This window comes from Duganella margarita, assembly GCF_009857535.1.
Taxonomy (GTDB): Bacteria; Pseudomonadota; Gammaproteobacteria; order Burkholderiales; family Burkholderiaceae_D; genus Rugamonas; species Rugamonas margarita.
The window spans coordinates 144480-167789 of record NZ_WWCS01000012.1 but is presented as its reverse complement, the minus strand read 5'-3'; the positions used below and the strand labels follow the sequence as shown (position 1 = coordinate 167789).

Below are 23310 nucleotides of genomic sequence, written 5' to 3'. Positions count from 1 at the left end.
GACTTAAGGCCTTGATTTCGCTATAATTCCCGCCTTAATCGTAAGGAATGCCGCCATGACCCTGCTAGCCCACCAGCTTGAACTGCTGTCGCCCGCCAAAACCGCCGAAATCGGCCGTGAAGCCATCCTGCATGGCGCCGACGCCGTCTATATCGGCGGCCCGGCCTTCGGCGCGCGCCACAACGCCAGCAATTCGATCGAGGAGATCTCCAGCCTGGTGGAATTCGCGCACCGCTATCGCTCGCGCGTTTTCGTCACGCTGAACACGATCCTGCACGACGCCGAGCTGGACGCGGCCCGCAAGCAGATCTGGCAGCTGTACGAAGCCGGCGTCGACGCGCTGATCGTGCAGGACATGGGCTTGCTGGAAATGGACCTGCCGCCGATCCAGCTGCACGCCAGTACCCAGTGCGACATCCGCACCATGGAAAAAGCCAAATTCCTCGGCGATGTCGGCTTCTCGCAACTGGTGCTGGCGCGCGAGCTGACCATCGAGCAGATCAAGAAGATCCACGCCGACGTCGACACGCCGCTGGAATACTTCATCCACGGCGCGCTGTGCGTGGCCTACTCGGGCCAGTGCTACATCTCGCACGCCGACACCGGCCGCAGCGCCAACCGCGGCGACTGCTCGCAAGCCTGCCGCCTGCCGTACACGCTGAGCGACAACAAGGGGCGCGTCGTGGCCTACGAAAAGCACCTGCTGTCGATGAAGGACAATGACCAGAGCCGCAATCTGGAAGCGCTGATCGACGCCGGCATCCGCTCGTTCAAGATCGAGGGCCGCTACAAGGACATGGGCTATGTGAAGAACATCACCGCCCACTACCGCCTGCTGCTCGACGAAATCCTGGAGCGCCGCACCGAATTTACCCGCGCGGCCAGCGGCGCCACCAGCATCCTGTTTACGCCGGACATCGACAAGAACTTCCACCGCGGCCACACCGATTACTTCGCCAACGGCCGTCAGGACGAAATCGGCGCCTTCGACAGCCCGAAGTATGTCGGCGTCGAGCTGGGCACCATCACTCGTCTGGCCACCGACCACTTCGACATGGTCACCAACGCGGCGATGTCCAATGGTGACGGCCTGAACTACATGCACAAGCGCGAGACCTTCGGCATCCAGGCCAACACCGCCAAGAAAATCGGCGACAGCGAGGAAGGCCAGCTGTGGCGCGTCTATCCGAACGAGGCGATCAGCGCCCTCCCCGGCCTGCGCATCGGCCTGTCGGTCAACCGCAATGGCGACCGCCAGTGGGAATCGACGCTCAACAAGAAATCGTCCGACCGCAAGGTTGGCCTGCACCTGACGCTGAGCGAACAGGACGGCGGCCTGCGCCTGGACCTGTGCGACGAAGACGGCTACCTGAGCAGCACCAACGCCGCCCTGGCGCTGCAACCGGCGCAAAACCCCGAGCAGGCCGACGCCGGCCTGCGCGCCAGCCTGGGCAAACTGGGCAACACCATGTTCCGCGCCGACAGCGTCACGCTGAAGCTGTCGCAGCCGTGGTTTGTGCCATCGGCCGTCATCAACGCTTTGCGGCGCGACGCCATCGAGGCGCATGAGGCCGTGCGTCTGGCGGCCTGGGAGCGGCCGACGCGCAAGCCGGCCGCCGAGCCGCTGGCGATCTACCCGGATACCCAGCTGAGCTACCTGGCCAACGTCTACAACGAAAAAGCGCGCGCTTTCTACACCAGGCACGGCGTGCAACTGATAGCCGCTGCCTACGAGTCGCATGAGGAAGCCGGCGAAGTGCCGCTGATGATCACCAAGCACTGCCTGCGTTTCTCGTTCAACCTGTGTCCAAAGCAGGCCAAGGGCGTGCAAGGCGTGCAGGGCCAGGTCAAGGCCGAGCCGATGACCCTGGTCAGCGGCGACGAGACCTATACCCTGCGATTCGACTGCAAACCGTGCGAAATGCACGTGGTCGGCGCGATGAAGCCGGGTATCTTGAAGTCGGCGCCGCCATCCAACATTCCATACAGCCCGCTTACCTTCCACCGCCAGCGCCCACGCGCCTGATCCCTGCCTAAATTGCGACGCCAGCCGCCGGAGAAGCCGCTCACAGTACCTCTGTGAGCGGCTTTCATGCGTCTGCCTAAAAACAGGCAGCTGATCGATATACCCCAAAAGATTTTGTTGTATGGTTGTCCAAATAGCTTGACAGTCAATAGGACCAAAGCTATCTTCACGCCTATTGCCATGCAGCAATTATAGGATTCAAGTACTTGAATCATTCGTGCGCAGCGAAAACTTTTTTTGTTGCAGAATGCGCGTCGCTACGGCGGTGTGCCGTTGGCAATCTTTCCATTTCAGCCGAAAGCCAGGGGATATACATGACAAACTTGCCACAGAGAAAGCGTTCTTTGGAAAGCTTTCACACTTTTTCTAGGACAGCGCTACCAATCGCACTGAGTCTGGCACTAGCTGCGTGTGGCGGCAGCAGTGACAGCACTACCGCACCAAATGCCCGCACCATGAGCATGATGAAAGCGGCAGTTGCGGAGGTAGCGCTAACACCGGTGGGCGCCACCGCCAGCTCCGCCGAACGAGGCGATCTCGGCGCCACTGCTGCGATCGATACCAACGACGGCACGCGCTGGGGCAGTGGCTTCAGCGACAACGAATGGCTGACGCTGGACTACGGCCAGACCCAGACCATCAACCGCGTCCACATCAACTGGGAAAACGCCCACGCCACCGAATATGAACTGCAGGTGTCGGACGATAATTCCAACTGGACCACGCTCAAACACGTCACCGGCAGCAATGGCGGCGTCGAGGACCTGACCGGCCTGAACGGCCAGGGCCGCTATCTGCGCATGCTGGGCATCAAGCGTTCCACCGGCTACGGCTACTCGATCTTCGAGATCGTCGCCTACTCCGGCGGCAGCACGGACACCGGTACCGGCACCCTGCCGGACGATCCGGCCACCACGCCGCAAGTGCCGGTCGACGTGACCAAGCCGGGCGTGTCGATCAAGCCGGTCAAGGTGACCTCCTCGCCAGTGGAAGGCGCCAACACCGCCGACCTGGCGGTCGATGGCAAGCTCAATACCCGCTGGAGCAGCGCCGCCGACAATGGCGCGTGGCTGCAATTCGACTTCGGCGCCAAGACGCAAATCGGCTACCTGAAGCTGACCTGGGAAAACGCCTACGGCAAGCAGTACAACCTGGCCGTGTCGGACGACGGCCAGAGCTGGACCGTGATCCGCAGTGTCACCAACGGCCAGGGCGGCACCGAGGAGTTCTTCAACCTCGGCGTCAACGCCCGCTACATCCAGCTGCAAGGCGTGCAGCGCGCCACCCAGTACGGTTATTCGCTGTTTGAAGTCGAGTTCAAGACTCCGGGCAGCGACAACAGCCTGGCGGCCGGCACCACCACCTCGGCCTTCCCCTTCCCTGCCAGCGGCGCCGGCCTGATTCCGCTGCCGAGCTATGCGCAGCCGCTGGAATCGACCCAGTTCACGCTGGCCGACGGCACCATCGTCACCCGCTGGGGCGCGCGCGGCGTCGGCCGTCATGGCCGCGAGCGCGGCGAGGACTGGAACGAAATCGGCTACGGCCCCAACGACACCGTCGATCCGGTCACCGGTCTGCCGCAGGACAAAGGCCCGGGCGCTTACCTGATCTTCGTGGCGAACTACTTCAAGAACCGCACCTGGGGCCTGGAGATGATCGACAACAGCCGCGTGGCCGGCGTTACCAAGCCGACCCTGATCTTCAACGAGTACCACCAGACCCAGGGCTTGCGCGGCAACACTGTGTTCTTCCGCCGCTTCGACGACCCGGGCAGCACCGGCTACGGCTGGATGGTCGGCCGCGAGATCGTGCAGGACAACAACCAGCCTTGCGATCCGGTCGCCTACCCAGCCAACTTCAAGCTCAACTCGGCAAACGGCATCAATAACGGTTGCACGCTGTTGATCAAGGAGTACCCGCGTCATAACCACCTGAACGCGGCCGGTTTCCCGGACGGCACCGCCGTCGATGCGCGCCCGCTTAAAGTCGGCGACGTGATCGAAGCCGGTCCATCGATGTTTGCGGTCGAGGCAGCGATGAAGGCCAAGGGCGACAACGGCGGCTTCCGCTACTACGCCAACGAGTGGACCTATGTAGTCGGCCAGGGCCTGCGTCCATGGTACGGCATCCAGCCGCGCCTGAATTCGACGCCGATTCCAGACCAGTACCTGCAAGGCGGTACCGGTTCGGTGTCGTATGATTACGCCGACAACGGCGACCACATGTTCCAGCAGCCGCAAAACAACGTCGGCATGCAGAATATGCAGCGCTTCGTCGAAGGCCGGCGTCTGGTGCACACCAACTTCACCACCGGCATGCACAACGAGCCAGGCAATGACCGTTACGATCCGGCCGTCGGCCTGCAAGGCCAGCGTTATGGCCAGTCCGCCTGTATCGGCTGCCACGTCAACAACGGCCGCAGCCCGGCGCCGATCGCTGTCAACCAGCGTCTGGACAACATGACCGTGCGGGTGGCGGTGACCGATGCCAATGGCGTGCAAACCCCGCATCCGCAATATGGTACGGCGGTGCAGATGAACGCGGTATCGTCGACCGGTGCGCCACAGAACTGGGGCCTGGGCGTACGTGTCGCCAGTTTCGTTTCCAGCATCGCCAAGTTGGCGGATGGCACGGCGGTGGAACTGCGCAAGCCGGTATTGGCCTTCGAAAGCGCGACGCCGGACACCGTATCGCTGCGCCAGGCGCAGCCGATGCTGGGCGTCGGCCTGCTGGAAGCCATTCCGGAAGCCGACATCCTGGCCAAGGTCCGTACCGCACCGGATGAAGACGGCGTGAAAGGCAGCGCCAACTACGTGTTCGATCCGGACACCGGCGCCGTGCGTCTGGGCCGCTTCGGCTGGAAAGCTGCCAAGGCCACCCTGCGTCACCAGGCTGCTGCTGCGCTGGTACAGGATATGTCGGTGACATCGCCGCTGTATCCTAACCGTAGCTGCCTGACCGATCCTGCCGGCTGCAAGTCGGCGGCCGCGCAAAAAGGCGTGAGCGAAGCGGAACTGACGCTGATCACCCAGTATCTGTCGCTGGTGGCGGTGCCTTCCCAGCGCGCGATCTCCAGCGGTTTCCCGAAAGGCGTGTCGCCGCTGAAGGATCTGGATGTGGATCCGGCCAAGATCGCCAAGGGCAGCACGGTGTTCCAGGGCATGCGTTGCGCTGCCTGCCACACGGTAGACCAGAAGACCGGCAGCGGCAGCCTGTTTGCGGAACTGCGCAACCAGAACATCAAACCGTACACCGACCTGCTGCTGCACGACATGGGCGCCGGTCTGGCGGACAAGTTTGTGGAAGGCCAGGCCAAGGGCAATATGTGGCGTACCTCGCCGCTGTGGGGTATCGGCTACTCGGACACCGTGATGGGTTCCGCAGGCAAAGCTGGCTACCTGCACGACGGCCGCGCACGCAACCTGACCGAGGCGATCATGTGGCACGGCGGCGAAGCGACCAAATCGCGTCAACGCTTTGAAAACCTGACCGCAGCGGACCGCGATGCGCTGCTGGCGTTCCTGAAGTCGCTGTAACTTATCCTTAGTAGTTCTTTGATGCCGGGCACTGCGAAGTGCCCGGCATTTTTTTAATGCGCGGCGTTGACGATGGTGCTGATCACGGCCGGGTGCATGGCGCCGGGGTTTTGCGCCTGCGCAGGCGCAATCAGCACTGCGGCTGAACGAAATTTGACAAACACCAGTGGTTACGTCAGCCCCGTGATCTAGAATTGCCCTCGTCAAGATAGTCAACGAGGTGTCAGCGTGAACATTCCCGCGTCCATTCCCTACATCGTATTGGTTGGACTATCCGCTATCTTATGGATGGACCTGCGCACCGCTCGGCGCGCTCGCCGAGAACAGCACATCCGGGAATTTTCCCTGCCACCAGGCCTCTTCGACAAGCTGCGCCAGCATCATCCGCATCTTACGCAGAAGGACTGCCAACTGGTAGCGCAAGGACTTCGTCAGTTCTTTATGGCGCACCTGAAAAGCGGGCGCCAATTCGTCTCGATGCCCTCGCAAGTGGTCGACGACCTGTGGCACGAATTCATCCTCTACACCCGCGAATACAACAAGTTTTGCCGTCATGCGTTCGGCCGGTTCCTGCATCATTCACCGGCCATCATGCTGCTCAAGGGACAGCGCAACAACGCCGGCATCCGGCGCACTTGGCACTACGCTTGCCATGAGGAGAACATCAATCCGAAGAATCCCACGCGCTTGCCCTTGTTATTTGCGCTGGACGCCAAATTCAGCATACTCAATGGCTACGTCTACGTGCCGGATTGCAGTGGCTTTCCGCGCCAGGACGGCAGTAGCAGCGCAGCGCCCTACTGCGGCGGCGACCTTGGACATACCAGCACCGGCTGTGGCGGCGGCAGCGATGGCGGCTCCGATTGGGGCGATGGCGGCGGCGATAGCAGCGACGGTGGCGGGGACAGCGGAGGAAGCAGCTGTGGCGGCGGGTGTGGTGGCGGTGGTTGCGGAGGTGGCGGCGGAGACTAAGCGCCGCCCCGCTGAGATCTCAATCCAGCGGCGTCAGCACCACGCGGCGCAACTCGTACGGCGTGCCTTCCAGCTGGAAGCCGATCCGGCCGGATGCCGGTGACACGTTCGTCACGCGATTCTGCAACACGCCATTGACCGTCACCTCCACCGTGCCGTCGCGGCTGACGATGTCGCAGGCATTCCATTCACCCACCGGCTTTTCGCTGTCGGCCGCCGTATGCGCCTTGATGCGGGTTTCTGCGCCAGGCTTGCTGGTCAGCGGCTCGGCGAAGCTGCCGGCCGCCATCGGCAGCAGGTCGCCGGCGTTGCCGTTCTTGGTCTGCACTTGCAGGCTGACCGGCCATACCCTGTCAAACGCGCCGGGGCTGATGTGCAGCAGCACGCCGCTATTTCCCGGTTTGCCGGTCCAGCGCCATTCAACGTGCAGCGTGTAGTTGCGGAAATTATCGGTAGTGGCGAGAAAGCCGGACGGCTTGCCTGCCGAAGCGATCACGCCATCCGGCAGCATGCGGAAAGCATCGGCAACCGTAGCCGATGGCGTGGTTTGCAGTTCCCAGCCGCTGAAATCGCGGCCGTTAAACAGATCGACCGCGCCGGCGCCCTGGGCGGCCAACATCAATATCGCAGCACTTGCTAATTTACGCACACCGTCTCCTTTATGAATTTTTGTACAGTATATGCGAACCACGATCTGCCAAAAGTCTCACTTTAGAATGTAGTTGTGCGCAGTCGATTAGCGGTAGACTAGCATCATGACGATCTACGACACTTTCAAGAACCGCAGCGCGCAAGCGCTGCCAAAACTGGCGCCGGCCGAGATCAAACGCATCCAGCGCTTCGGTGCGTTGATGTGCTTCCGCGACGGCGAGCGCCTGTTCGAAGCAGGCCACAGCAGCTTTGGCATGTATGTGGTGCTGAAAGGCGCGATACGCATTGGCCGTTACGATGGTCTGGGCAACAGCTCGGTCATCACCGAGCATGGCGTGGGCGAGTTCGCCGGCGAAATCAGCCAGCTGGCCGGCGCGCCGTCACTGGTCAACGGCCACGCCGTGGGCGAGGTGGAAGTATTGGCGCTGACCACCGAAGCACTGCGCTCGCTGCTGATCGCCGAAGCGGAGCTGGGCGAGCGCATCGTCCGCGCCTTCATCTTGCGCCGCGTCGAACAACTGGACAACAAGGACGGCGGCGTAGTGCTGGTAGCCCCGCCCGGCCACCCGCGCATGCACGCCTTGCAGGGATGGTTGAACAGTAACGGCCTGCCCCACCGCGTGCTGGACCCGCGCAGCGACGAGCAGGCGCGCGCGCTGGTCGAACGCTACCAGCCGGAAGCCAGCGACTGGCCACTGGCCGTGTGCCCGGATGGCGGCGTCAGGATGAATCCAACCGTGGTGGACCTGGGCCGCTGCCTCGGCACCCTGCCCCCGCTCAGTCCCGACACGATCTGGGACGTGATCGTGGTCGGCGCCGGCCCCGCAGGCCTGGCCACCGCCGTGTACGCGGCCTCCGAAGGACTGTCGGTGCTGGTGCTGGAAACCCGCGCCTACGGCGGCCAGGCCGCAGCCAGCGCGCGCATCGAAAACTACCTCGGCTTCCCGACCGGCATCTCGGGCGCTGCATTGGCCGGCCGCGCCTTCGTGCAGTCGCAAAAATTCGGCGTCAAGATGGCGATTCCCGCGCCGGCCGGCCGCCTGCTGTGCGACACCTATCCGCTGCAAGTGGAAATGTGCGGCAGCCTGACGCACCTGCAAGGCCGCGCCGTGGTGCTGTCCTGCGGCGCGCGCTATCGCCGTCCGTCGCTGGCGAATCTCAAGCAGTTCGAAGGCAAAGGCGTGTACTACTGGGCCTCGCCGCTGGAAGCAGGCCTGTGCGCCAACGATGAAGTGATCCTGGTCGGCGGCGGCAATTCGGCCGGCCAGGCGGCCGTGTATCTGGCCAGCCACGCTTCCAGGGTCCATATGTTGATCCGCAGGGACAGCCTGGCGGACACCATGTCCAGCTACCTGATCGACCGCATTGCGGCCACGCCCAACATCACACTGCATACGGAATCGGAAATCGTCGCTCTGGAAGGCTGCGACGAGGAAGGTCTGGAGAAAGTAGAAGTGCGCAACCATCGCAGCGAGGAACAAACGGTCTACAACATCAAGCACGTGTTCCTGTTCATCGGCGCCGAGCCGAACACCGGCTGGCTAAGCGACTGCGGTGTACAGGTAGATGACAAAGGCTTTATTTTGACTGGCTCCGACGTGGCTGCGCCGGGCAGTGAGCGGGCGGCGCTGGAAACCAGCGTGCCGGGCGTATTTGCGATTGGCGATGTCCGCGCACGCTCCACCAAACGGGTAGCGGCGGGTGTGGGCGAAGGCGCAGCGGTGGTGTCGCAGATCCACGGCTTCCTGGCCAGCCGGGCCTAAAGGATATTGATGCGCTGATGCGGCGCCAGCTCGTGGAAATCGTGGAATACGTCTTCCTGGTGCAGCGGAATATAAAAGTGCAGCTTCTTACCGCGATGGAAAACGCCGCGCAGCTGGTTACAGACGTTCCACACGTGTTCATACGAATCGTGTACCTCGATCAAGGCCCAGGGATTGTCCTCCAACCCCTCGCGGATCATGTTCACGTTCTTCACGTGGAAAAATGGCTTCAGCCCTTCCGTGACGCTGTCTTCACACGCGTCGCAGTGCAATCCGGACAAGATGACTTGCATGGTGTGTTCCCCTCAAGCGATGATATTCAGGCCGCCGTCTACGTAGACCGTGCTGCCGGTGAGCCGTTTCGCAAACGGCGATGCCAGATAGGCGCAGGTATTGCCGACATCAACGATGTCCACCAGTTCTCCCAACGGCGCGCGCGCCACCGCATCCGCCAGCAAATGGTCGAAGTCCTTCAGCCCCGAGGCGGCGCGCGTTTGCAATGGCCCCGGCGAAATGGCATGCACGCGAATGCCGCGTGGCCCGAGTTCATAAGCGAGATAGCGGCAAGCCGCTTCCAGCGCCGCCTTCACCGGTCCCATGACGTTGTAGTTGGGGACCACCTTGTCCGCACCGTGGTAGCTCATGGCGAACAGCGTGCCGCCGTCGGACATCAAAGGCGCCGCCAGTTTGGCCATGCGCACGAACGAGTGGCACGACACATCCATCGCCTGCAGGAAGCCGTCCAGCGAGCAGTCCAGCAAACCGCCCTGCAAATCCGCCTTCGGCGCGAAGGCGATCGAGTGGACCAGGATATCCAGCTGGCCCTTCTGCGCCAGCGTGGCGAATACCGCCTCCAGCTGGCCGGGCTGCGTCACGTCCAGCGGCAGCAGTTGCGCATCGATCTGCTGCGCCAGCGGCGCCACGTGCGGCAGCGCCTTCTCGTTCAGATACGTGAGCACGACGTCGGCGCCCAGCTTGCGGAAGGCCAGCGCACAGCCCCACGCGATCGACTGTTCGTTGGCGACGCCAACCACCAGCGCGCGCTTGCCGGTCAGGATGGGATAGACGGTTTCCGTATTCATGCTGCCTCCACCACTTCCAGCGCATGGCGCGCGATCATCAATTCCTCGTTGGCAGGCACTATCCAGACAGCGACTTTGCTGTCCGCCTTGCTGATCCGGACGATGCCACCATTGACGGCGACGTTCGCCGCATCGTCCAGCTGCACACCCAGCCAGGCCGCGTCCTGGCAGACCGCGGCGCGCAAGGACATGCTGTTTTCGCCGATGCCGCCGGAGAATACCAGCGCATCGATGCCGCCCAGCGCCGCCGCCAGCGAGCCCAGTTCGCGGCCGATACGGTACACCATCAGGTCTATCGCCGCCTTGGCGCGCGGGTCGTCGCTCTGCTCCAGCGTGCGCATGTCGGATGAAATGCCGGACACGCCCAGCAGGCCGGATTGCTGGTACATCAGCTTCTGCACCGCCGCCACATCCATGCCCAACTCCTGCATCAGATACAGCACCACGCCCGGATCGAGCGCGCCGCAGCGGGTACCCATCGGCAGGCCATCAACGGCGGTAAAGCCCATGGTGCTGGCCATGCTGCGGCCCGCATCCATGGCGCACATGCTGGCGCCGTTGCCCAGATGGGCCGCCACCACGCGCGCATGCGCCAGGCCGGCATCCGCCTGTGGCAGCACACTAGCAATATATTCGTAAGAGAGTCCATGGAAACCGTAGCGGCGCACGCCCAGCGCCGTGATATTCGCCGGCAGCGCAAACTCCTGCGCCTCGGCCGGCTGGCCGACGTGGAAGGCGGTATCGAAGCAACCGATCTGCGGCACATGCGGGGTCATCGCCAGCAATGATCGCACCGGCGCCAGGTTGTGCGGCAGGTGCAGGGGCGCCAGCGGCACCAGCTTTTCCAGTTCATCGACCAGCGCTGCCGTCAGCACGACTGGCCGGCTATGCGCCACACCGCCATGCACGATCCGATGCCCAACCGCTACCACGCGGTGACCATCCAGATGCGCTTGGGCGAAGTCGATCAGGAAGCGCATGCCACCTTTGTGGTCGAGCGGACCGTCGCGCCAGTGGCGTTCACCCACCACGTCGTTGTCCTCATCCTGCGCGATGAAGTGGGCCACGCCGCTGTACAGGTTCTCGATCTTGCCGCGCATGGTCAGGTCCAGCGCGGGCCCGCTGTACATCGAGAACTTGATGCTGGAAGAACCAGCGTTGATGACGATGATGCTATCGTTGGCCTGCATGGCGTCAGCTCCCCAGGATACGCGCACCAGACAGTTTGCTGTGCGCGACCAGCACAGCCACCGCACACGACGCCAACCGTGCCTGCACACTGTCTGCACGGCTGGTGAGGATGATCGGTACACGCGCGCCGAGCACGATGCCGGCTGCACTGGCGCCGGCCATGAAGGTCAGGCTCTTGGCCAGCATATTGCCGGCTTCCAGGTCCGGCGCCAGCAGCACATTGGCCTGCCCGGCGACTGGCGACACCAGATGCTTGATGGCCGCCGCCTCCGGATTGATGGCGTTGTCCATCGCCAGCGGACCATCCAGCAACGCGCCGGTGATCTGCCCGCGGTCGGCCATCTTGCACAGCGCCGCCGCGTCGATGGTGGATGGCATCTTGGAGCTGACCGTCTCCACGGCGGCCAGGATGGCGACCTTGACGGGATTAAAGCGCAGCACATGCGCCAGGTCGATGGCGTTCTGAACGATGTCGACCTTGTCGGCCAGGGTGGGAACGATGTTGACGGCGGCGTCGGTGATAATCAACGGCTCCGGGCGGTCCGGCACGTCCATCACGAAGCAGTGACTAAGGCGGCGCGCGGTGCGCAGGCCGGTGGCTGTTGCTACCACGGCCCCCATTAACTCGTCGGTATGCAGGCTGCCCTTCATCAGCGCGGTGGCCTGGCCTTCATGCACCAGCTCAACCGCGCGCGCTGCCGAAGCATGGCTATGTTCGGTGTCGACGATGGGCCAGTCCGAAATATCCAGCCCGGCCGCATCGGCCACTTCGCGGATGCGGGCGACGGGGCCGACCAGTATCGGCTTGATCAATCCCATGCGGGCCGCATCGAGCGCGCCTTCCAGCGCATTGCGGTCGCAGGGGTGGGCCACGGCAACCGTCGCCGGTCCGGCATGACGCGCTGCAGCGATCAATCTATCGTAGTGCGGGTGCGGTCTTTCCATGCGATCTCCTCTGTAAGGCAGCATGGGAATGATACAACAGATGCCAATAAATCAATCGCTTTTTGTGCGACGCCGCAAACCAAACCAGAGGCATAACAGTACCGGTACACCCAACGCTACAGCGGAGACGTGATCCCACACCCCGTCCCCCACCAGCGCCGAGATCAGGCCAATGATGGTGAGCGCGGCGAGTGCAACGGGCGCGCCCCACATGCGCATGAATGGCCTGCTCATTGGGCCTCCCCTTCCGTCGCCAGTTCCGGAGCATTTTTCTCGCGGCGCGCTAGGGCACCCGGATTGGCGGCGCGGGCCGGCGCCGGCGCGCCGCGCTTCAGCCACAGATACAGTCCGCTACCCAGCACGAAGATGGTGATCACATCCAGCGCCGCCCACAGGAACTGCATCCACGCGCCGCCGTAGTCGCCGAAGTGCAGCGGCTGCGAAATCAACAGGCCGGTGAGATACCACGGCAGGTTGCGGCGGTCGGTAATTTCGGTCGTCTGCGCATCGATCAGCACCGGTTTGTACAGGCGCGAAGTGAGCGCCTCGTCGCCACGCATAAAGATGCCGTAATGGTGAGGGCTGGTGAACGGCGTGCCCGGGAATGCCACGAAGCCAATCTTCATGCCCGGTTCCGCCGCCACCGCGTGCTCCAGCGATTTTTGCATCGAGCCCAATCGGGTCGGCGCTGGCATGCCCTTGTACGGCGCGATCATCTCGGACATTTCTGTCACCTGCCAGTACTTCAGCAACAGGTCGGCCCAGGTATTGATCATGCCGGTGGCGCCGACTACCAGCGCCCAGGTCAGCGTGACGATGCCCAGCATATTGTGCAGGTCCAGCCATTTGACGCGCGGGCCGCGCTGACGCCGCACTTCGCCAAACTCCAGCTTGCGCATGAACGGCGCGTACAGCACCACGCCGGAAATGATGGCGATTACCAGCAGCAGCCCCATGAAACCGAGGAACAGCTTGCCCCACAGGCCGGCGTACAGGTCAACGTGCAAGTGGAACATCACGCCCAGGAAACTGCCTTCAAAACTCGGCTCGCCCAGCACCTTGGCGGTGCGCGCGTCTACCGCGATGGACTTGAATTTTTCGTCGGTGGGATTGTCGCCCATGGTCAGGAACCAGATGCTGGCATCATCCGGCTCTTGCGACAAATACATGGCGATCTTGTTCGGATACAGCGCCTTGCCGGCGGCGATCACGTCGTCCAGGCTGGCTTTGGGGGTACTGGCCGGCATCGTCGGCGCTTCGATGGCGTTGCCGAGCGCGTGATCGATTTCGTGGTGATAAATCAGCGGCAGGCCGGTAAGGCAAAGCAACAACATGAACACAGTGCAGACCAGGCTGCTCCATTTGTGTATCCATGCCCAGCGGCGGACGGCGATTGGTGTCATTTTGTTATCCAGTTACTGTATCCATCCTACAATGATAATGCAAATTACTCTCATTACGCAGCGAAAAATCAGGGCCGGCGGTATAATTGAGAATCGATCTCATTTACTTAGTAAATCAATAAACCGCCATGCAAACCCTGAATCTGAAATTGTCCCCGCTCGCCCTCGCCGCCATGTTGCTGGCGGCAGCGACCGCGCAAGCGCAAACGCAAACCGACGCTACCACCACCGGCGGCGATGAAAAAATGCAGTCGGTCGTGATCAGCGCTTCGGCTGACGCATCGGCGGCCGGCCTGACCAAGAATTTCGCCGGCGGCCAGATCGCGCGCGGCGGGCGCGTCGGCCTGCTGGGCAATGTCGACATGATGAACACGCCGTTCAACTCGCTGAACTACACCGCTGCCCTGATCCAGGACCAGCAGGCGCGCAGCGTCGCGGACGTGCTGCAGAACGATCCATCGGTGCGCGTGGCGCGCGGCTTCGGCAATTTCCAAGAACTGTATGTGATTCGCGGCTTCGCCGTCAGTTCCGACGACCTGGCCTACAACGGCTTGTACGGCGTGCTGCCGCGCCAGTTCGTCGCCTCCGAACTGCTGGAGCGCGTGGAAGTCTTCCGCGGCGCGAACTCCTTCCTCAACGGCGCAGCGCCGGGCGGCGGCGGCATCGGCGGTTCGATCAACCTGTTGCCTAAACGCGCCGGCAACGCGCCGCTGACCGAAGTGACGGTCGGCGTCGAAAGCGGCGGCCAGGGTTACGCTGCCGCCGATATCGGCCGCCGCTTTGGCCCGGAAGACCGCGCCGGCATCCGCGTCAACGTCGCTCGCCGCGACGGCGACACCGCCGTCGACAAAGAACACCGTGAACTGAACGTAGCCTCGGTCGGCCTGGACTACCAGGGCCGTGGCTTCCGCCTGTCGGCCGATCTGGGCTACCAGGACAACAAGCTGACTGCGCCACGTCCGGCCGTCACCGTTGCCGGCGGCATTGCACTGCCTGCCGCGCCGGACAGCGGCAGCAACTGGGCGCAGAACTGGACCCACTCGAATGAACGCGACACCTTCGGCACCGTCCGTGGCGAATGGGATCTGGGCACCGACTCGGTGGCGTGGGCGGCCTTCGGCGCGCGCAGCGGCGACGAGAACAACAGCCTGTCCGAACCGACCGTCACCGCCACCAGCGGCACTGCCAACGCCTATCGCTTCGACAACACCCGCCACGACAACGTGCGCACCGGCGAAATCGGCGTGCGCACCAAACTGCTCACCGGCAGCATTGGCCACAGCATCAGCGCCAGCGCGTCGAGCTACTGGCTGGAATCGAAGAACGCCTACGCGTTCAGCACCTTTGGCGGCATCGCCACCAACATCTACACGCCGATCGACGTCAGCGCGCCGCCGGCCACTTTCTTCACCGGCGGTGTGTTGAGCAACCCAGGCCTGACCGCCAAGACCATCTTCAGCAGCTATGCGCTGGCCGATACGCTGTCGATGCTGGACGATAAAGTGCTGCTGACTGTGGGCGCGCGTGACCAGACCATCAAGACCGACGGCTACGACTACAACACCGGCATCAGCAACGCGCATTACAACCAGAGCAAAGTGACGCCGATGGCCGCCATCGTTTACCATCCGGTAAAAGCCGTGTCGCTGTACGCGAACTATGTCGAAGGCCTGCAGCAAGGCCCGACCGCGTCCGGCGCCGGTGTCATCAACGTCGGCGAAGTGTTCTCGCCCTACGTCTCAAAGCAGAAGGAAGTCGGCGTCAAGGTCGAAGTGGGCACCCTGGGCGCGACTGCGGCGCTGTTCCGCACCAATCAGCCGTCGGCCTATATTCAGAACAATATCTTCGGCGTGTATGGCGAACAGCGTAACCAGGGTCTGGAAATGACCGTGTACGGCATGCCGCTGCGTGGCCTGCGCCTGCTGGGTGGCCTGACGCTGCTGGATGCGACGCAGCGCGTGACAGCTGGCGGTGTCAATCAGGGCAAGGACGTGATCGGCGTGCCGGGCACGCAGCTGAACATCGGCGCCGACTGGGATGTGCCGGGCGTGCATGGCCTGAGCGTGAATGCGCGCACGCTGTACACCTCGTCGCAATACGCCGACGGCGCCAACACGCAGGAACTGCCATCGTGGACCCGCCTGGATCTGGGCGCGAGCTACGCCACCCACATCCTGGACCGCAACGTGACCTTCCGAGTACGTGTGGACAACGTCACCGACAAGAGCTACTGGGCCTCGGCCGGCGGCTACCCGGGTTCGGGCTACCTGATCCTCGGCGCACCGCGCACCTTCTCGTTGTCGGCGACGGTCGGCTTCTAATAGATCTCGCGACGCAGGCGCTGCATTTGCAGGTCATGACGCTCGACCCAACGTCGGACGTCATCCAGCTGCCGCTCCACACGTTGCAGATAGTCGTTCAACTCGCGCCGCTCCTGTTCCCGGCGGCGATCCTGCTTGGCCGTGTCGTCGTTGGCGGGACGGTCCTTCGCTTCCTGACTGGCGCGGATCTCGCGTTCCAGTTTTCCTAACCGGTTGCGCGCATCACGCGCGCGGTTCGCCAGATCGTTGGCATCTGCCACCGCCTGGCGGTATTTGACCGCCGCGACCTCGTAATCCTGGCCGCTCACGTAAGCGTGCTTCAACTGGTTCTGCAGTGCGGGCGCACAAACTTCCACCGCCATCCCGGTATTGGTTCGTCCCCGTTCAAAAGCGTTATCCGGCACGCAGTAACGCGCGTTCTCCTGGCGCCACGCATTGGTGTAGGCATCGCGCGTGCCGGGAATCGCAAACACGCCATTTCCGCTGGCGTTATTGATACGGTCTTCCAGCAGGAACGGCTGGCCGTAACCGTCCGCTGCGCCAGTTGTGCGCCAGTATTCGATCAGACGGGCCTCCCAGGCCTGGCGGTATTCCTGCTCGTAGATCTTCAATCCCTTTGCCTTGGCCTCGCGTCCGCGCGTGCCGAACTCCTTGCCACTGGTGGCATCCTGCGTGCCGAGATTGCGCCAGTAGTTGACGATCTCCGCATTCCAGGCGGTGCGGTACGACTCTTCCTGCACATCGACGCCGGCGCGCCGGGCGGCGGTAGCGCGGTTGCGGAATTCGCTGTCCGGGATGCCGCTCCTGGCGTCCGAGTAGCCGGCGTCGGACCAGAAGGTGCGGTTGCCGGCGCGCCAGCCATCGGCGTAGGCGGCATCGTCAAACCGCAGCTGCGCGGCTGCCGCATTGGCGCGGCTGGCTTCCTTTTGCGTCGCCGGCTGGCCGCTGGCGCCATCGCGCTGGCCGGTATTGCGCCAATAGGTAGAGTTACCGCTGGCCCAGCCGTCATCGTAAGCCGGACGATTCAGCGGCGTTTTGTGCTTGCGGACTTCGTCAGCGTTGGCGCGCTGCTCAAACTGTGGCTGCTTCCCCTGCACGCCATCCTGCTGGCCGAGGATGTGCCAGGCGTCCCAGTTACCTTGCGCCCAACCAGCCGTGTAGCGCGCGACGGCATCGGCGGCGGCAGGCGTGTCGGCGTGATCATCACAGAAGTCCTTGCGGTCGGCGTAGTTGGCCGGCTCGCCGAGCAAGCCGTCCTTGTGGCCAATGGCAGTCCAGTCGCCGACCTTGCAATCGGCAATCCGCTGCTGGGTGGACTGGCATCCGGCCAGCAGCAGAATCAGGGGAATCAGGCGCAATATGGTTTTCATGGCCGGATTATAATGCCAACTTTACAATCCAGGCCAGAGCAGCGGCAGACCTTAGAGCGTGACCGCGGCGTGACTTTCGCGGTGCTGGATCGCGTGGGCGAGGAAGGCCGTGGCGTTAAGCGGTTTGGCGAAGTGATAGCCCTGCGCGATGTCGCAGCCCCAGGCGCGGATCAGGCCCAGTGACTGTTCGGTCTCCACGCCCTCCGCCACCACCTGGTAATCCAGCTCACGCGCCAAGCCGATCAGCGAACGGACGATGCGCTGGTCGCGCGGGTTTGCGTCAACATTACGGATCAGCGACTGGTCGACCTTTACCACCGTGGCCGGCACCTTCTGCAAATACGCGAAGTTGCTGTAGCCCGTGCCGAAATCGTCCAGCGCGAGACTCATGCCCAGATCGCGGATACCGTGCAGCGCCTTCAGGATGCCCGGCCCTTCCATCCACATGCCTTCAGTGCATTCGATCTCCACGTAGCGCGGATCGACATTGAATTCGCGGCAGGTCGCGGCCAGCCGTTCGACGATATCCGGCTCCGCAAAATTATAGGCCGACAGGTTGATCGCCACCTTGATCTGATTGCCCGCCGCATGCCATTCGCCGAGCTGGCGAATGGCGGTGCGGATCACCCAATGGGTCAATGGGCCGATCAACGCGGTCTTTTCCACCAGCGGGATAAATTCCGCCGGCGACACCGGCCCCAGTTCGGCATGGTTCCAGCGCAGCAGGGCCTCGGCGGACAGGCAGGCGCCCTTGTTCAGTTCATGCTTGGGCTGATAGAACAACTCGAAATGGCCTTGCGCGATGGAGTGCCGCACATCGTTCAGCAGCCGGAACGCGCGCTGCTGCTTTTCGTCTTCCGCGTTGCTGTACTGACTCCAGCGCTGCTGGTTGACCATCGCGTGATTGATGGCGGCAGCGGCCTTGCGCGGCGCATCCTGGGCCGCGTTCTGGCATAGCTCGAACACCACGATGCCGCCGAAGCTGTTCAACGCCATCGGAATATTCAAGCCATTCAGCGGTGCTTCCAGCGCGTCGTCAAGCCCGTGCAGGTAGCTGATGAAACCATCCGTATCCTCGTCGCGCGACAGAATCGCGAAGCGCGCATCGTTCAGGTGATACACCTGTGCCCTGCCCTCAAACAGCCGAATCAGCCGCGCGCCGACTTCACGGACCAGCGCATCGTAGACCGCAGCACCGAGCACGCGGATGATTTCGAACGACTTGGCCGCATCCGGCATGGCGATATCCGCCAGCACGCGGCGCTGCTGCGGATACAGGCGCGCTTGCGTGGTCAGGTCTTCAAACAGCTGGTATTTATTGGGGATGCCGCTGACCGCATCAACATGCCCAACCGCGCGGCCCAGCGTGATGTGCGCCATCACCAGAGACGCCAGGCGCGTCAGCTTGTCCTTCTCGGCCGCGTTCAGGCTGCGCGGCTGCCGATCAATAACGCACAGCGCGCCGATGGCGTAGCCGTCCACCGTAATCAGCGGCGCGCCTGCGTAAAAGCGCACCGCCTGCGGGCCGGTGACCATTGGATTATCGGCAAAGCGCGCGTCCAGCAGCGTGTCTTCGATCACCAGTACGCTGGCCTGCTGGATGGTGTAGTTGCAGAAGGTTTGCTCGCGCTCCGTGTTCGGCGGGCAGAAACCGACGGTGGACTTGAGCCACTGGCGGTCGCTGTCCAGCAGCGAGATGTACGCGCCATCAACGCCAAACAGCTCCATCGCCAGCCGCGTGACAGCGTCGAAATACTCGCTGGTGTTGGTGTTCAAAATACCCAACTGGTGGAGCGCGCGGACGCGCTCCGGCTCGGAGTTTTTGAGCAGAATCTGCTGCATCCTTACGCTCCCAGTGGCGCCGACAGCAAGCCGACACGGGCTTCGGCACGGGCATCGGAATGTGCGGCACGCGAAGGCTGCGCACTCCAGCCTTCGCGGCGGGTCTTGAACACGCTGACGGCGTTATTCAGCTGCGCTGCCTGCTCCTGCAGCACTTCGACTTCCCCGGCCGCATGTTCCACCAGCGCGGCGTTCTGCTGCGTCACCTGGTCCATCTGCGAGATGGCGCGGTTGACTTCCTCGATGCCCACGCTCTGTTCATTGCTGGCCAGCGTAATGGCGCTCACCATGTCGCTTACCTGCTTCACGCTGTGCACGATGTCGCGCATGGTGGTACCGGCGTGTTCCACCAGCGCGGTACCAGCGTGGATCTTGGCGACCGATTCATCGATCAGCGTTTTCACTTCGCGCGCCGCGGTGGAGCTGCGCTGCGCCAGACTACGCACTTCAGTCGCCACCACCGCAAAGCCGCGCCCCTGCTCACCGGCGCGTGCTGCTTCCACGGCAGCGTTCAATGCCAGGATATTGGTCTGGAAGGCGATACCGTCAATTACGCTGATGATCTCTTCGATCTTGCGCGACGAGACGTCGATGGCGTTCATGGTCTGCACTACTTCATCGACAATCTCGCCCCCCTTGCTGGCGATATCGGACGCGTTGTGCGCCAGGTTGTTGGCGTCGCGGGCGCTGTCGGCGTTTTGCTTGACGGTGGCGGTCAGTTCTTCCATCGCCGATGCGGTTTCCTCCAGTGAGCTGGCCTGGTCTTCCGTGCGGCCGGACAGGTGCTGGTTCTGTTCCGAGATCTGGTCGCTGATGCTGCTTACGGCAACGGCGGCTTCGTGCACTTCGGTGACGGTGCTGCGCAGGTTGCGGCTCATCTTCACCAGCACGGCCATGATGCTGTCCTTGTCCTGGCCACGCAATTCGACTTCGTGATACAACTCGCCACGGTCCACCGCATTGGCCAGCGCCTTCACTTCCGCCGGTTCGGCGCCGAGCGCGCGCAGCAGGTACTGCGTCACGCGCCATGCAACCACCACGCCGATGGCGATGGCAATCGCCGCAGCCAACAGGGCCAGCGACTGGAAGTTATGCGCGCCCTTACGCGCGAGCTCCGATTCGGCCCCGGTCAGTTTCTCTTCCTGGTCGATGAAGCCATTGATATTGGCCAGCCAATCGGTGAAGGCCGGTTTGGCCTCATCCAGCATCATCTTGCGGGCATTGTCGGTGTCGCCGGCGCGGCGGGCTTCCGCAATTTTCTTGATCAGCGGCGTGGCGCGGGCCTCGCTCTGCTTGATCTTGTTCAGCCACTCGCGTTCTTCCGGCGTGACTTTGGCTTTGGCGTCGCTGATCATGGCGTCCAGCGGCTGCGCGGAGCGCTGGTAGTCGCTATCCAGTTTGTCGATCTGCGCGGTCACCGCAGCCAGTTCACCATCACTGACCAAGGCCACGTCGCGCAGTCCAATCGCGCGGTCGTGCACACTGCCACGCAGGTTGACCGCGTACCGCTGCTTGACGTTATTCACTTCGCTGATGTGTTGCAGGCTGTTGTCGATGGCATTGACCTTGATCACGCTCAGTGCCGACAACGCCAGCATCATCGCCAGCACGATGCCAAAACCGATGCTCAGACGGGCGGCGACGCTGATTTCATTCTTATTCGTTTCCATTGCATTTCCTTTAGATCGCACACGAGATATCCGCATCATATTGTATTTCGGCAATTTCGTTAAATGGATTGATTAAATCCAGTCAATAGGCATTGCCTATTAGCAATGTCCATGCGTCAACTTGGATGGAACTTTACTACTTTAAAGATAGGGAAAACACCTCTCCAACGAGGTATGAGACCGGCTTAGAAACGCCAGCGCAGCGACAGCGTGATGCTGCGTTCGGTTTGCTGGGGTAGCTCGGCGATCAGGCGCCGCGCCGAACGGTCACTGCGGACCAGCAGCGCTTCGCTCATCAGGGACAGGTTGTCCGAAAGCGGCCAGTCGAAGGCCAGCGCGATACCGTAGCCGTTTTCGTCGTTGGGATCGGCGGGCAGGATATCGTGCCCGCGCGTGCGGAAATGATCATAGCGAATCGCCGCCGTGCCACCGCCAAGCGGATGGCTGGCCAGCGCAAACCACGATTGAAAATCCAGCGCCACCGCGTCTGGCCCCATCAGCGTATCGCCGCGCATGGCCTGCATCGCCAGTTCCCACTGGCCGCTTGGCCGCCATACGGCGCTGACATGGTCGAAGCGCGTGCGCCAGCTGTACTGCCAGTCCTTGACCACCATCGGATCGCCCAGATTATCGTAATGCAGCGCAGCCAGCTCCAGCCGCGTGCCTACATTGAAATTGGCGCCGGCGTAGTAGCCGAGCCGCCCATCGACTTCGCGGAACGGATGGATGTCGCGCCACTGCCGTGGGATGGCGCCGTCGCGCCGGTACACCGGCAGATCGGGCAGCTTGACTGTATCGAAGCGGCCGGCGATGCGGTCGCTGATCGACCAGCCGCGCCATGCCAGCAACGTCCCAGTGGGATCATTGCCGTTAAAGACCGCCGCCACCACGCCCACGTCGTACGGCGCATCGACATAGCGGCCCAGCCGGCGCGCACTCCACTCCACGCCGTTGGTGCGCAGCTCCTCGCCGATCCAGCTATTGATGGCGGAGCTGGAAATGGTGTGCTTCGGCACCCAGCCGACGCTGTCGTAGTCGATTTCCACGCTGGTCGGCGGGAAGAAGAAGCCGGCCTTGACGCGCGTCTTCCACGCGCCCGACGGCACCGGGCTCCATGCCAGCCATGCCTCGCGCACGTCGATCACGCCGCGATGCTGCTGATCGGCGCTCAATTCCAATGTACCGCTGATGCTGTCGGTGATATCGGCATCGCCATGCAACACGGCCTGGCCGATGCTGAAGCGCGGCGAGTTTGCGTCGTAGCGCGTCTTGCCCATGCCGCTGTCGAGGAAGCTGCGGCTGGCGTCGGAATCGACGGCGCGCACATCGACCAGGCCACGCCATTCGGCGGCCTGCGCGCAGCCGGCGGCAAACACCAGCAAACCGAGAAAGGGACGCGACGTGGTTTTCATGCCCGCATCATACACGGCTATAATCCCAGTCCTCAATCAACATGACGAAGAAAGCTTCGGATGATTAATAGTTTGCGTATTGCCGGGCTGGCGTTGCTGGCCTGTGTATCCGGTCAGGCCATGGCCGACGGTTTTGAGACCATCGAGTCGAAGCCGCTGCAGGAAGTCTGGATCAATGGTGGTTTTTATTCCTACCACTTCCAGCGCGATAAGGGCCTGAACGACAGCAATCCCGGCCTGGGCGCGGAATGGCGCTTTTCGACGGTGGCATCAGTAACAGCGGGACGCTTCTATAACAGCGACCGCGCTTATTCCAATTACGCGGGCGTGTATTACCAGCCATGGAAAATCGGCCCGGTGCGCATCGGCGCGGTGGTCGGCGGCTTTAGCGGCTACCCTAAAATGCGCGATGGCGGCTGGTTCCCCGCCGCCATCCCCACCCTCAGCTACGAATACGAACGCGTTGGCGTCAATGTCGCCATCGTGCCGTCGTACAAAGACCGTTTGTACGGCGCGCTGTCGATTCAGCTCAAGCTGAAGGCATTCTAAAGCGGGCCAGCACGTTGTAAGGACGTGCCTGACCAATGTGACTGTGCAGCAGGACGAACTCGCGCACGGTCCATTCCACCGGCGCCACGCCTTGCGGCGGCGCCGTGACATCGTCATACAGCAGCGTGACGTGCGGCGTGTAGCTGGCGGGATTGCCGGGGATGCCCGCTTTGTGCAGCGCGCTGTTCAGGTTACGGTACAGCGCAGCGACACCGATCACGCCATCGCCGCCGGTCAAAACGAAAGGCCGGTTGCGGGCGCGGTTCACGAAGGTCTGTGCGGTGTCGAAGCTGGCCACAAACGGCAGCGTGGCGCCGGCCACCTGCGTTGCCGCTGCCGATGCACGCGCGATCAGCGTGTCCGGCATGCCGGCAAAGTCTCCGAGATTACACAGGGTGCAATGCAGCTTGGCTTCGGCAATCGGCCGGCCTTGCATGGCGTGCTGCGCTTTCAGCGTCGCCGTCAGCGCGCCGACGGCGGCGATGGCCGCAGCATCCGGCGCGATGGCGAAGAAGATCCGGTCCGTCAGTTTTGGCGGCGGTTCAAAATCAAATAGCGATGCTTGCTGGCTCATATT

The 23310-nt window shown here is 62.8% G+C and carries 17 protein-coding genes; 6 read left to right on the top strand and 11 right to left on the bottom strand.

Annotation, left to right across the window (positions count from 1 at the left end; genetic code table 11):
- Positions 1 to 55 precede the first annotated feature (55 nt).
- From GTP55_RS18985 to GTP55_RS18975, 3 genes are all read left to right on the top strand, one after another.
- The gene (locus GTP55_RS18985; protein ID WP_161046410.1) at positions 56 to 2026 is read left to right on the top strand and encodes a peptidase U32 family protein; all 1971 of its coding nucleotides are present in this window, start codon (positions 56 to 58) and stop codon (positions 2024 to 2026) included.
- Positions 2027 to 2481: 455 nt separating this feature from the next.
- Positions 2482 to 5562 carry a di-heme oxidoredictase family protein gene (locus GTP55_RS18980; protein WP_229258043.1) on the top strand — a complete coding sequence of 1027 codons (3081 nt, stop codon included), beginning with the start codon at positions 2482 to 2484 and terminating at the stop codon, positions 5560 to 5562.
- Between the two features lie 228 nt (positions 5563 to 5790).
- Entirely contained in the window at positions 5791 to 6534 is a 744-nt protein-coding gene (locus tag GTP55_RS18975; RefSeq protein WP_202423784.1) for a glycine-rich domain-containing protein, read from the top strand.
- A gap of 19 nt (positions 6535 to 6553) precedes the next feature.
- Here the strand turns inward: GTP55_RS18975 and GTP55_RS18970 are convergent, their stop codons facing one another.
- Positions 6554 to 7183, bottom strand: a complete 630-nt coding sequence (locus GTP55_RS18970; RefSeq protein ID WP_161046408.1) for a 3-keto-disaccharide hydrolase — start codon at positions 7181 to 7183, stop codon at positions 6554 to 6556.
- Positions 7184 to 7289: 106 nt separating this feature from the next.
- On the opposite strand from GTP55_RS18970, the gene GTP55_RS18965 reads away from it, so the two are divergent.
- Positions 7290 to 8948: an FAD-dependent oxidoreductase gene (locus GTP55_RS18965; protein WP_161046407.1), complete on the top strand. Its 1659-nt coding sequence runs from the start codon at positions 7290 to 7292 to the stop codon at positions 8946 to 8948.
- On the opposite strand, the gene GTP55_RS18960 is transcribed toward GTP55_RS18965, so the two are convergent.
- From GTP55_RS18960 to GTP55_RS18940, 5 genes are all read right to left on the bottom strand, one after another.
- A complete protein-coding gene (locus GTP55_RS18960; RefSeq protein ID WP_161046406.1) occupies positions 8945 to 9241 on the bottom strand; it encodes an RNA-binding protein in 297 nt (98 codons plus the stop codon). The genes GTP55_RS18965 and GTP55_RS18960 overlap by 4 nt on opposite strands.
- Positions 9242 to 9253: 12 nt before the next feature.
- Positions 9254 to 10030 (bottom strand): enoyl-ACP reductase FabI, encoded by a 777-nt coding sequence (gene fabI / locus GTP55_RS18955; protein ID WP_161046405.1) that lies wholly within the window; start codon positions 10028 to 10030, stop codon positions 9254 to 9256.
- Positions 10027 to 11220, bottom strand: a complete 1194-nt coding sequence (locus tag GTP55_RS18950) for an acetate/propionate family kinase (protein ID WP_161046404.1) — start codon at positions 11218 to 11220, stop codon at positions 10027 to 10029. Before GTP55_RS18950 ends, fabI begins: the two co-directional genes overlap by 4 nt.
- A gap of 4 nt (positions 11221 to 11224) precedes the next feature.
- Positions 11225 to 12166 carry a phosphate acetyltransferase gene (locus GTP55_RS18945; RefSeq protein ID WP_161046403.1) on the bottom strand — a complete coding sequence of 314 codons (942 nt, stop codon included), beginning with the start codon at positions 12164 to 12166 and terminating at the stop codon, positions 11225 to 11227.
- 230 nt (positions 12167 to 12396) lie between these two features.
- Entirely contained in the window at positions 12397 to 13569 is a 1173-nt protein-coding gene (locus GTP55_RS18940; protein ID WP_161046402.1) for a PepSY-associated TM helix domain-containing protein, read from the bottom strand.
- Between the two features lie 128 nt (positions 13570 to 13697).
- Here GTP55_RS18940 and GTP55_RS18935 point away from each other — a divergent pair, with 128 nt between their 5' ends.
- Complete coding sequence (locus GTP55_RS18935) at positions 13698 to 15890, top strand: TonB-dependent receptor (protein WP_161046401.1); 2193 nt, start codon at positions 13698 to 13700, stop codon at positions 15888 to 15890.
- Here GTP55_RS18935 and GTP55_RS18930 read toward each other — a convergent pair.
- The 4 genes from GTP55_RS18930 to GTP55_RS18915 form a co-directional block, all read right to left on the bottom strand.
- A complete protein-coding gene (locus GTP55_RS18930; RefSeq protein ID WP_161046400.1) occupies positions 15887 to 17260 on the bottom strand; it encodes a DUF2799 domain-containing protein in 1374 nt (457 codons plus the stop codon). The genes GTP55_RS18935 and GTP55_RS18930 overlap by 4 nt on opposite strands.
- A 51-nt stretch (positions 17261 to 17311) precedes the next feature.
- Entirely contained in the window at positions 17312 to 19102 is a 1791-nt protein-coding gene (locus tag GTP55_RS18925) for a sensor domain-containing phosphodiesterase (RefSeq protein WP_161046399.1), read from the bottom strand.
- Positions 19103 to 19104: 2 nt separating this feature from the next.
- Complete coding sequence (locus GTP55_RS18920; protein WP_161046398.1) at positions 19105 to 20772, bottom strand: methyl-accepting chemotaxis protein; 1668 nt, start codon at positions 20770 to 20772, stop codon at positions 19105 to 19107.
- Between the two features lie 185 nt (positions 20773 to 20957).
- Positions 20958 to 22184 carry a hypothetical protein gene (locus GTP55_RS18915; RefSeq protein WP_161046397.1) on the bottom strand — a complete coding sequence of 409 codons (1227 nt, stop codon included), beginning with the start codon at positions 22182 to 22184 and terminating at the stop codon, positions 20958 to 20960.
- A 60-nt stretch (positions 22185 to 22244) separates the two neighbouring features.
- Here GTP55_RS18915 and GTP55_RS18910 point away from each other — a divergent pair, with 60 nt between their 5' ends.
- On the top strand, positions 22245 to 22733 hold the full coding sequence (locus tag GTP55_RS18910) for a hypothetical protein (RefSeq protein ID WP_161046396.1): 489 nt from the start codon (positions 22245 to 22247) through the stop codon (positions 22731 to 22733).
- Here GTP55_RS18910 and GTP55_RS18905 read toward each other — a convergent pair.
- Positions 22714 to 23307: a 2'-5' RNA ligase family protein gene (locus tag GTP55_RS18905; RefSeq protein ID WP_161046395.1), complete on the bottom strand. Its 594-nt coding sequence runs from the start codon at positions 23305 to 23307 to the stop codon at positions 22714 to 22716. The genes GTP55_RS18910 and GTP55_RS18905 overlap by 20 nt on opposite strands.
- Positions 23308 to 23310: the final 3 nt, after the last annotated feature.

What these genes read in the sequence shown, in the direction of transcription:
- fabI (WP_161046405.1), bottom strand. Translation starts at nt 10,030, where the DNA reads ATGAATACGGAAACCGTCTATCCCATCCTGACCGGCAAGCGCGCGCTG.
- GTP55_RS18910 (WP_161046396.1), top strand. Translation starts at nt 22,245, where the DNA reads ATGATTAATAGTTTGCGTATTGCCGGGCTGGCGTTGCTGGCCTGTGTA.
- GTP55_RS18935 (WP_161046401.1), top strand. Translation starts at nt 13,698, where the DNA reads ATGCAAACCCTGAATCTGAAATTGTCCCCGCTCGCCCTCGCCGCCATG.
- GTP55_RS18930 (WP_161046400.1), bottom strand. Translation starts at nt 17,260, where the DNA reads ATGAAAACCATATTGCGCCTGATTCCCCTGATTCTGCTGCTGGCCGGA.
- GTP55_RS18905 (WP_161046395.1), bottom strand. Translation starts at nt 23,307, where the DNA reads ATGAGCCAGCAAGCATCGCTATTTGATTTTGAACCGCCGCCAAAACTG.
- GTP55_RS18940 (WP_161046402.1), bottom strand. Translation starts at nt 13,569, where the DNA reads ATGACACCAATCGCCGTCCGCCGCTGGGCATGGATACACAAATGGAGC.
- GTP55_RS18950 (WP_161046404.1), bottom strand. Translation starts at nt 11,220, where the DNA reads ATGCAGGCCAACGATAGCATCATCGTCATCAACGCTGGTTCTTCCAGC.
- GTP55_RS18915 (WP_161046397.1), bottom strand. Translation starts at nt 22,184, where the DNA reads ATGAAAACCACGTCGCGTCCCTTTCTCGGTTTGCTGGTGTTTGCCGCC.
- GTP55_RS18985 (WP_161046410.1), top strand. Translation starts at nt 56, where the DNA reads ATGACCCTGCTAGCCCACCAGCTTGAACTGCTGTCGCCCGCCAAAACC.
- GTP55_RS18925 (WP_161046399.1), bottom strand. Translation starts at nt 19,102, where the DNA reads ATGCAGCAGATTCTGCTCAAAAACTCCGAGCCGGAGCGCGTCCGCGCG.
- GTP55_RS18960 (WP_161046406.1), bottom strand. Translation starts at nt 9,241, where the DNA reads ATGCAAGTCATCTTGTCCGGATTGCACTGCGACGCGTGTGAAGACAGC.
- GTP55_RS18980 (WP_229258043.1), top strand. Translation starts at nt 2,482, where the DNA reads ATGAGCATGATGAAAGCGGCAGTTGCGGAGGTAGCGCTAACACCGGTG.
- GTP55_RS18945 (WP_161046403.1), bottom strand. Translation starts at nt 12,166, where the DNA reads ATGGAAAGACCGCACCCGCACTACGATAGATTGATCGCTGCAGCGCGT.
- GTP55_RS18920 (WP_161046398.1), bottom strand. Translation starts at nt 20,772, where the DNA reads ATGGAAACGAATAAGAATGAAATCAGCGTCGCCGCCCGTCTGAGCATC.
- GTP55_RS18965 (WP_161046407.1), top strand. Translation starts at nt 7,290, where the DNA reads ATGACGATCTACGACACTTTCAAGAACCGCAGCGCGCAAGCGCTGCCA.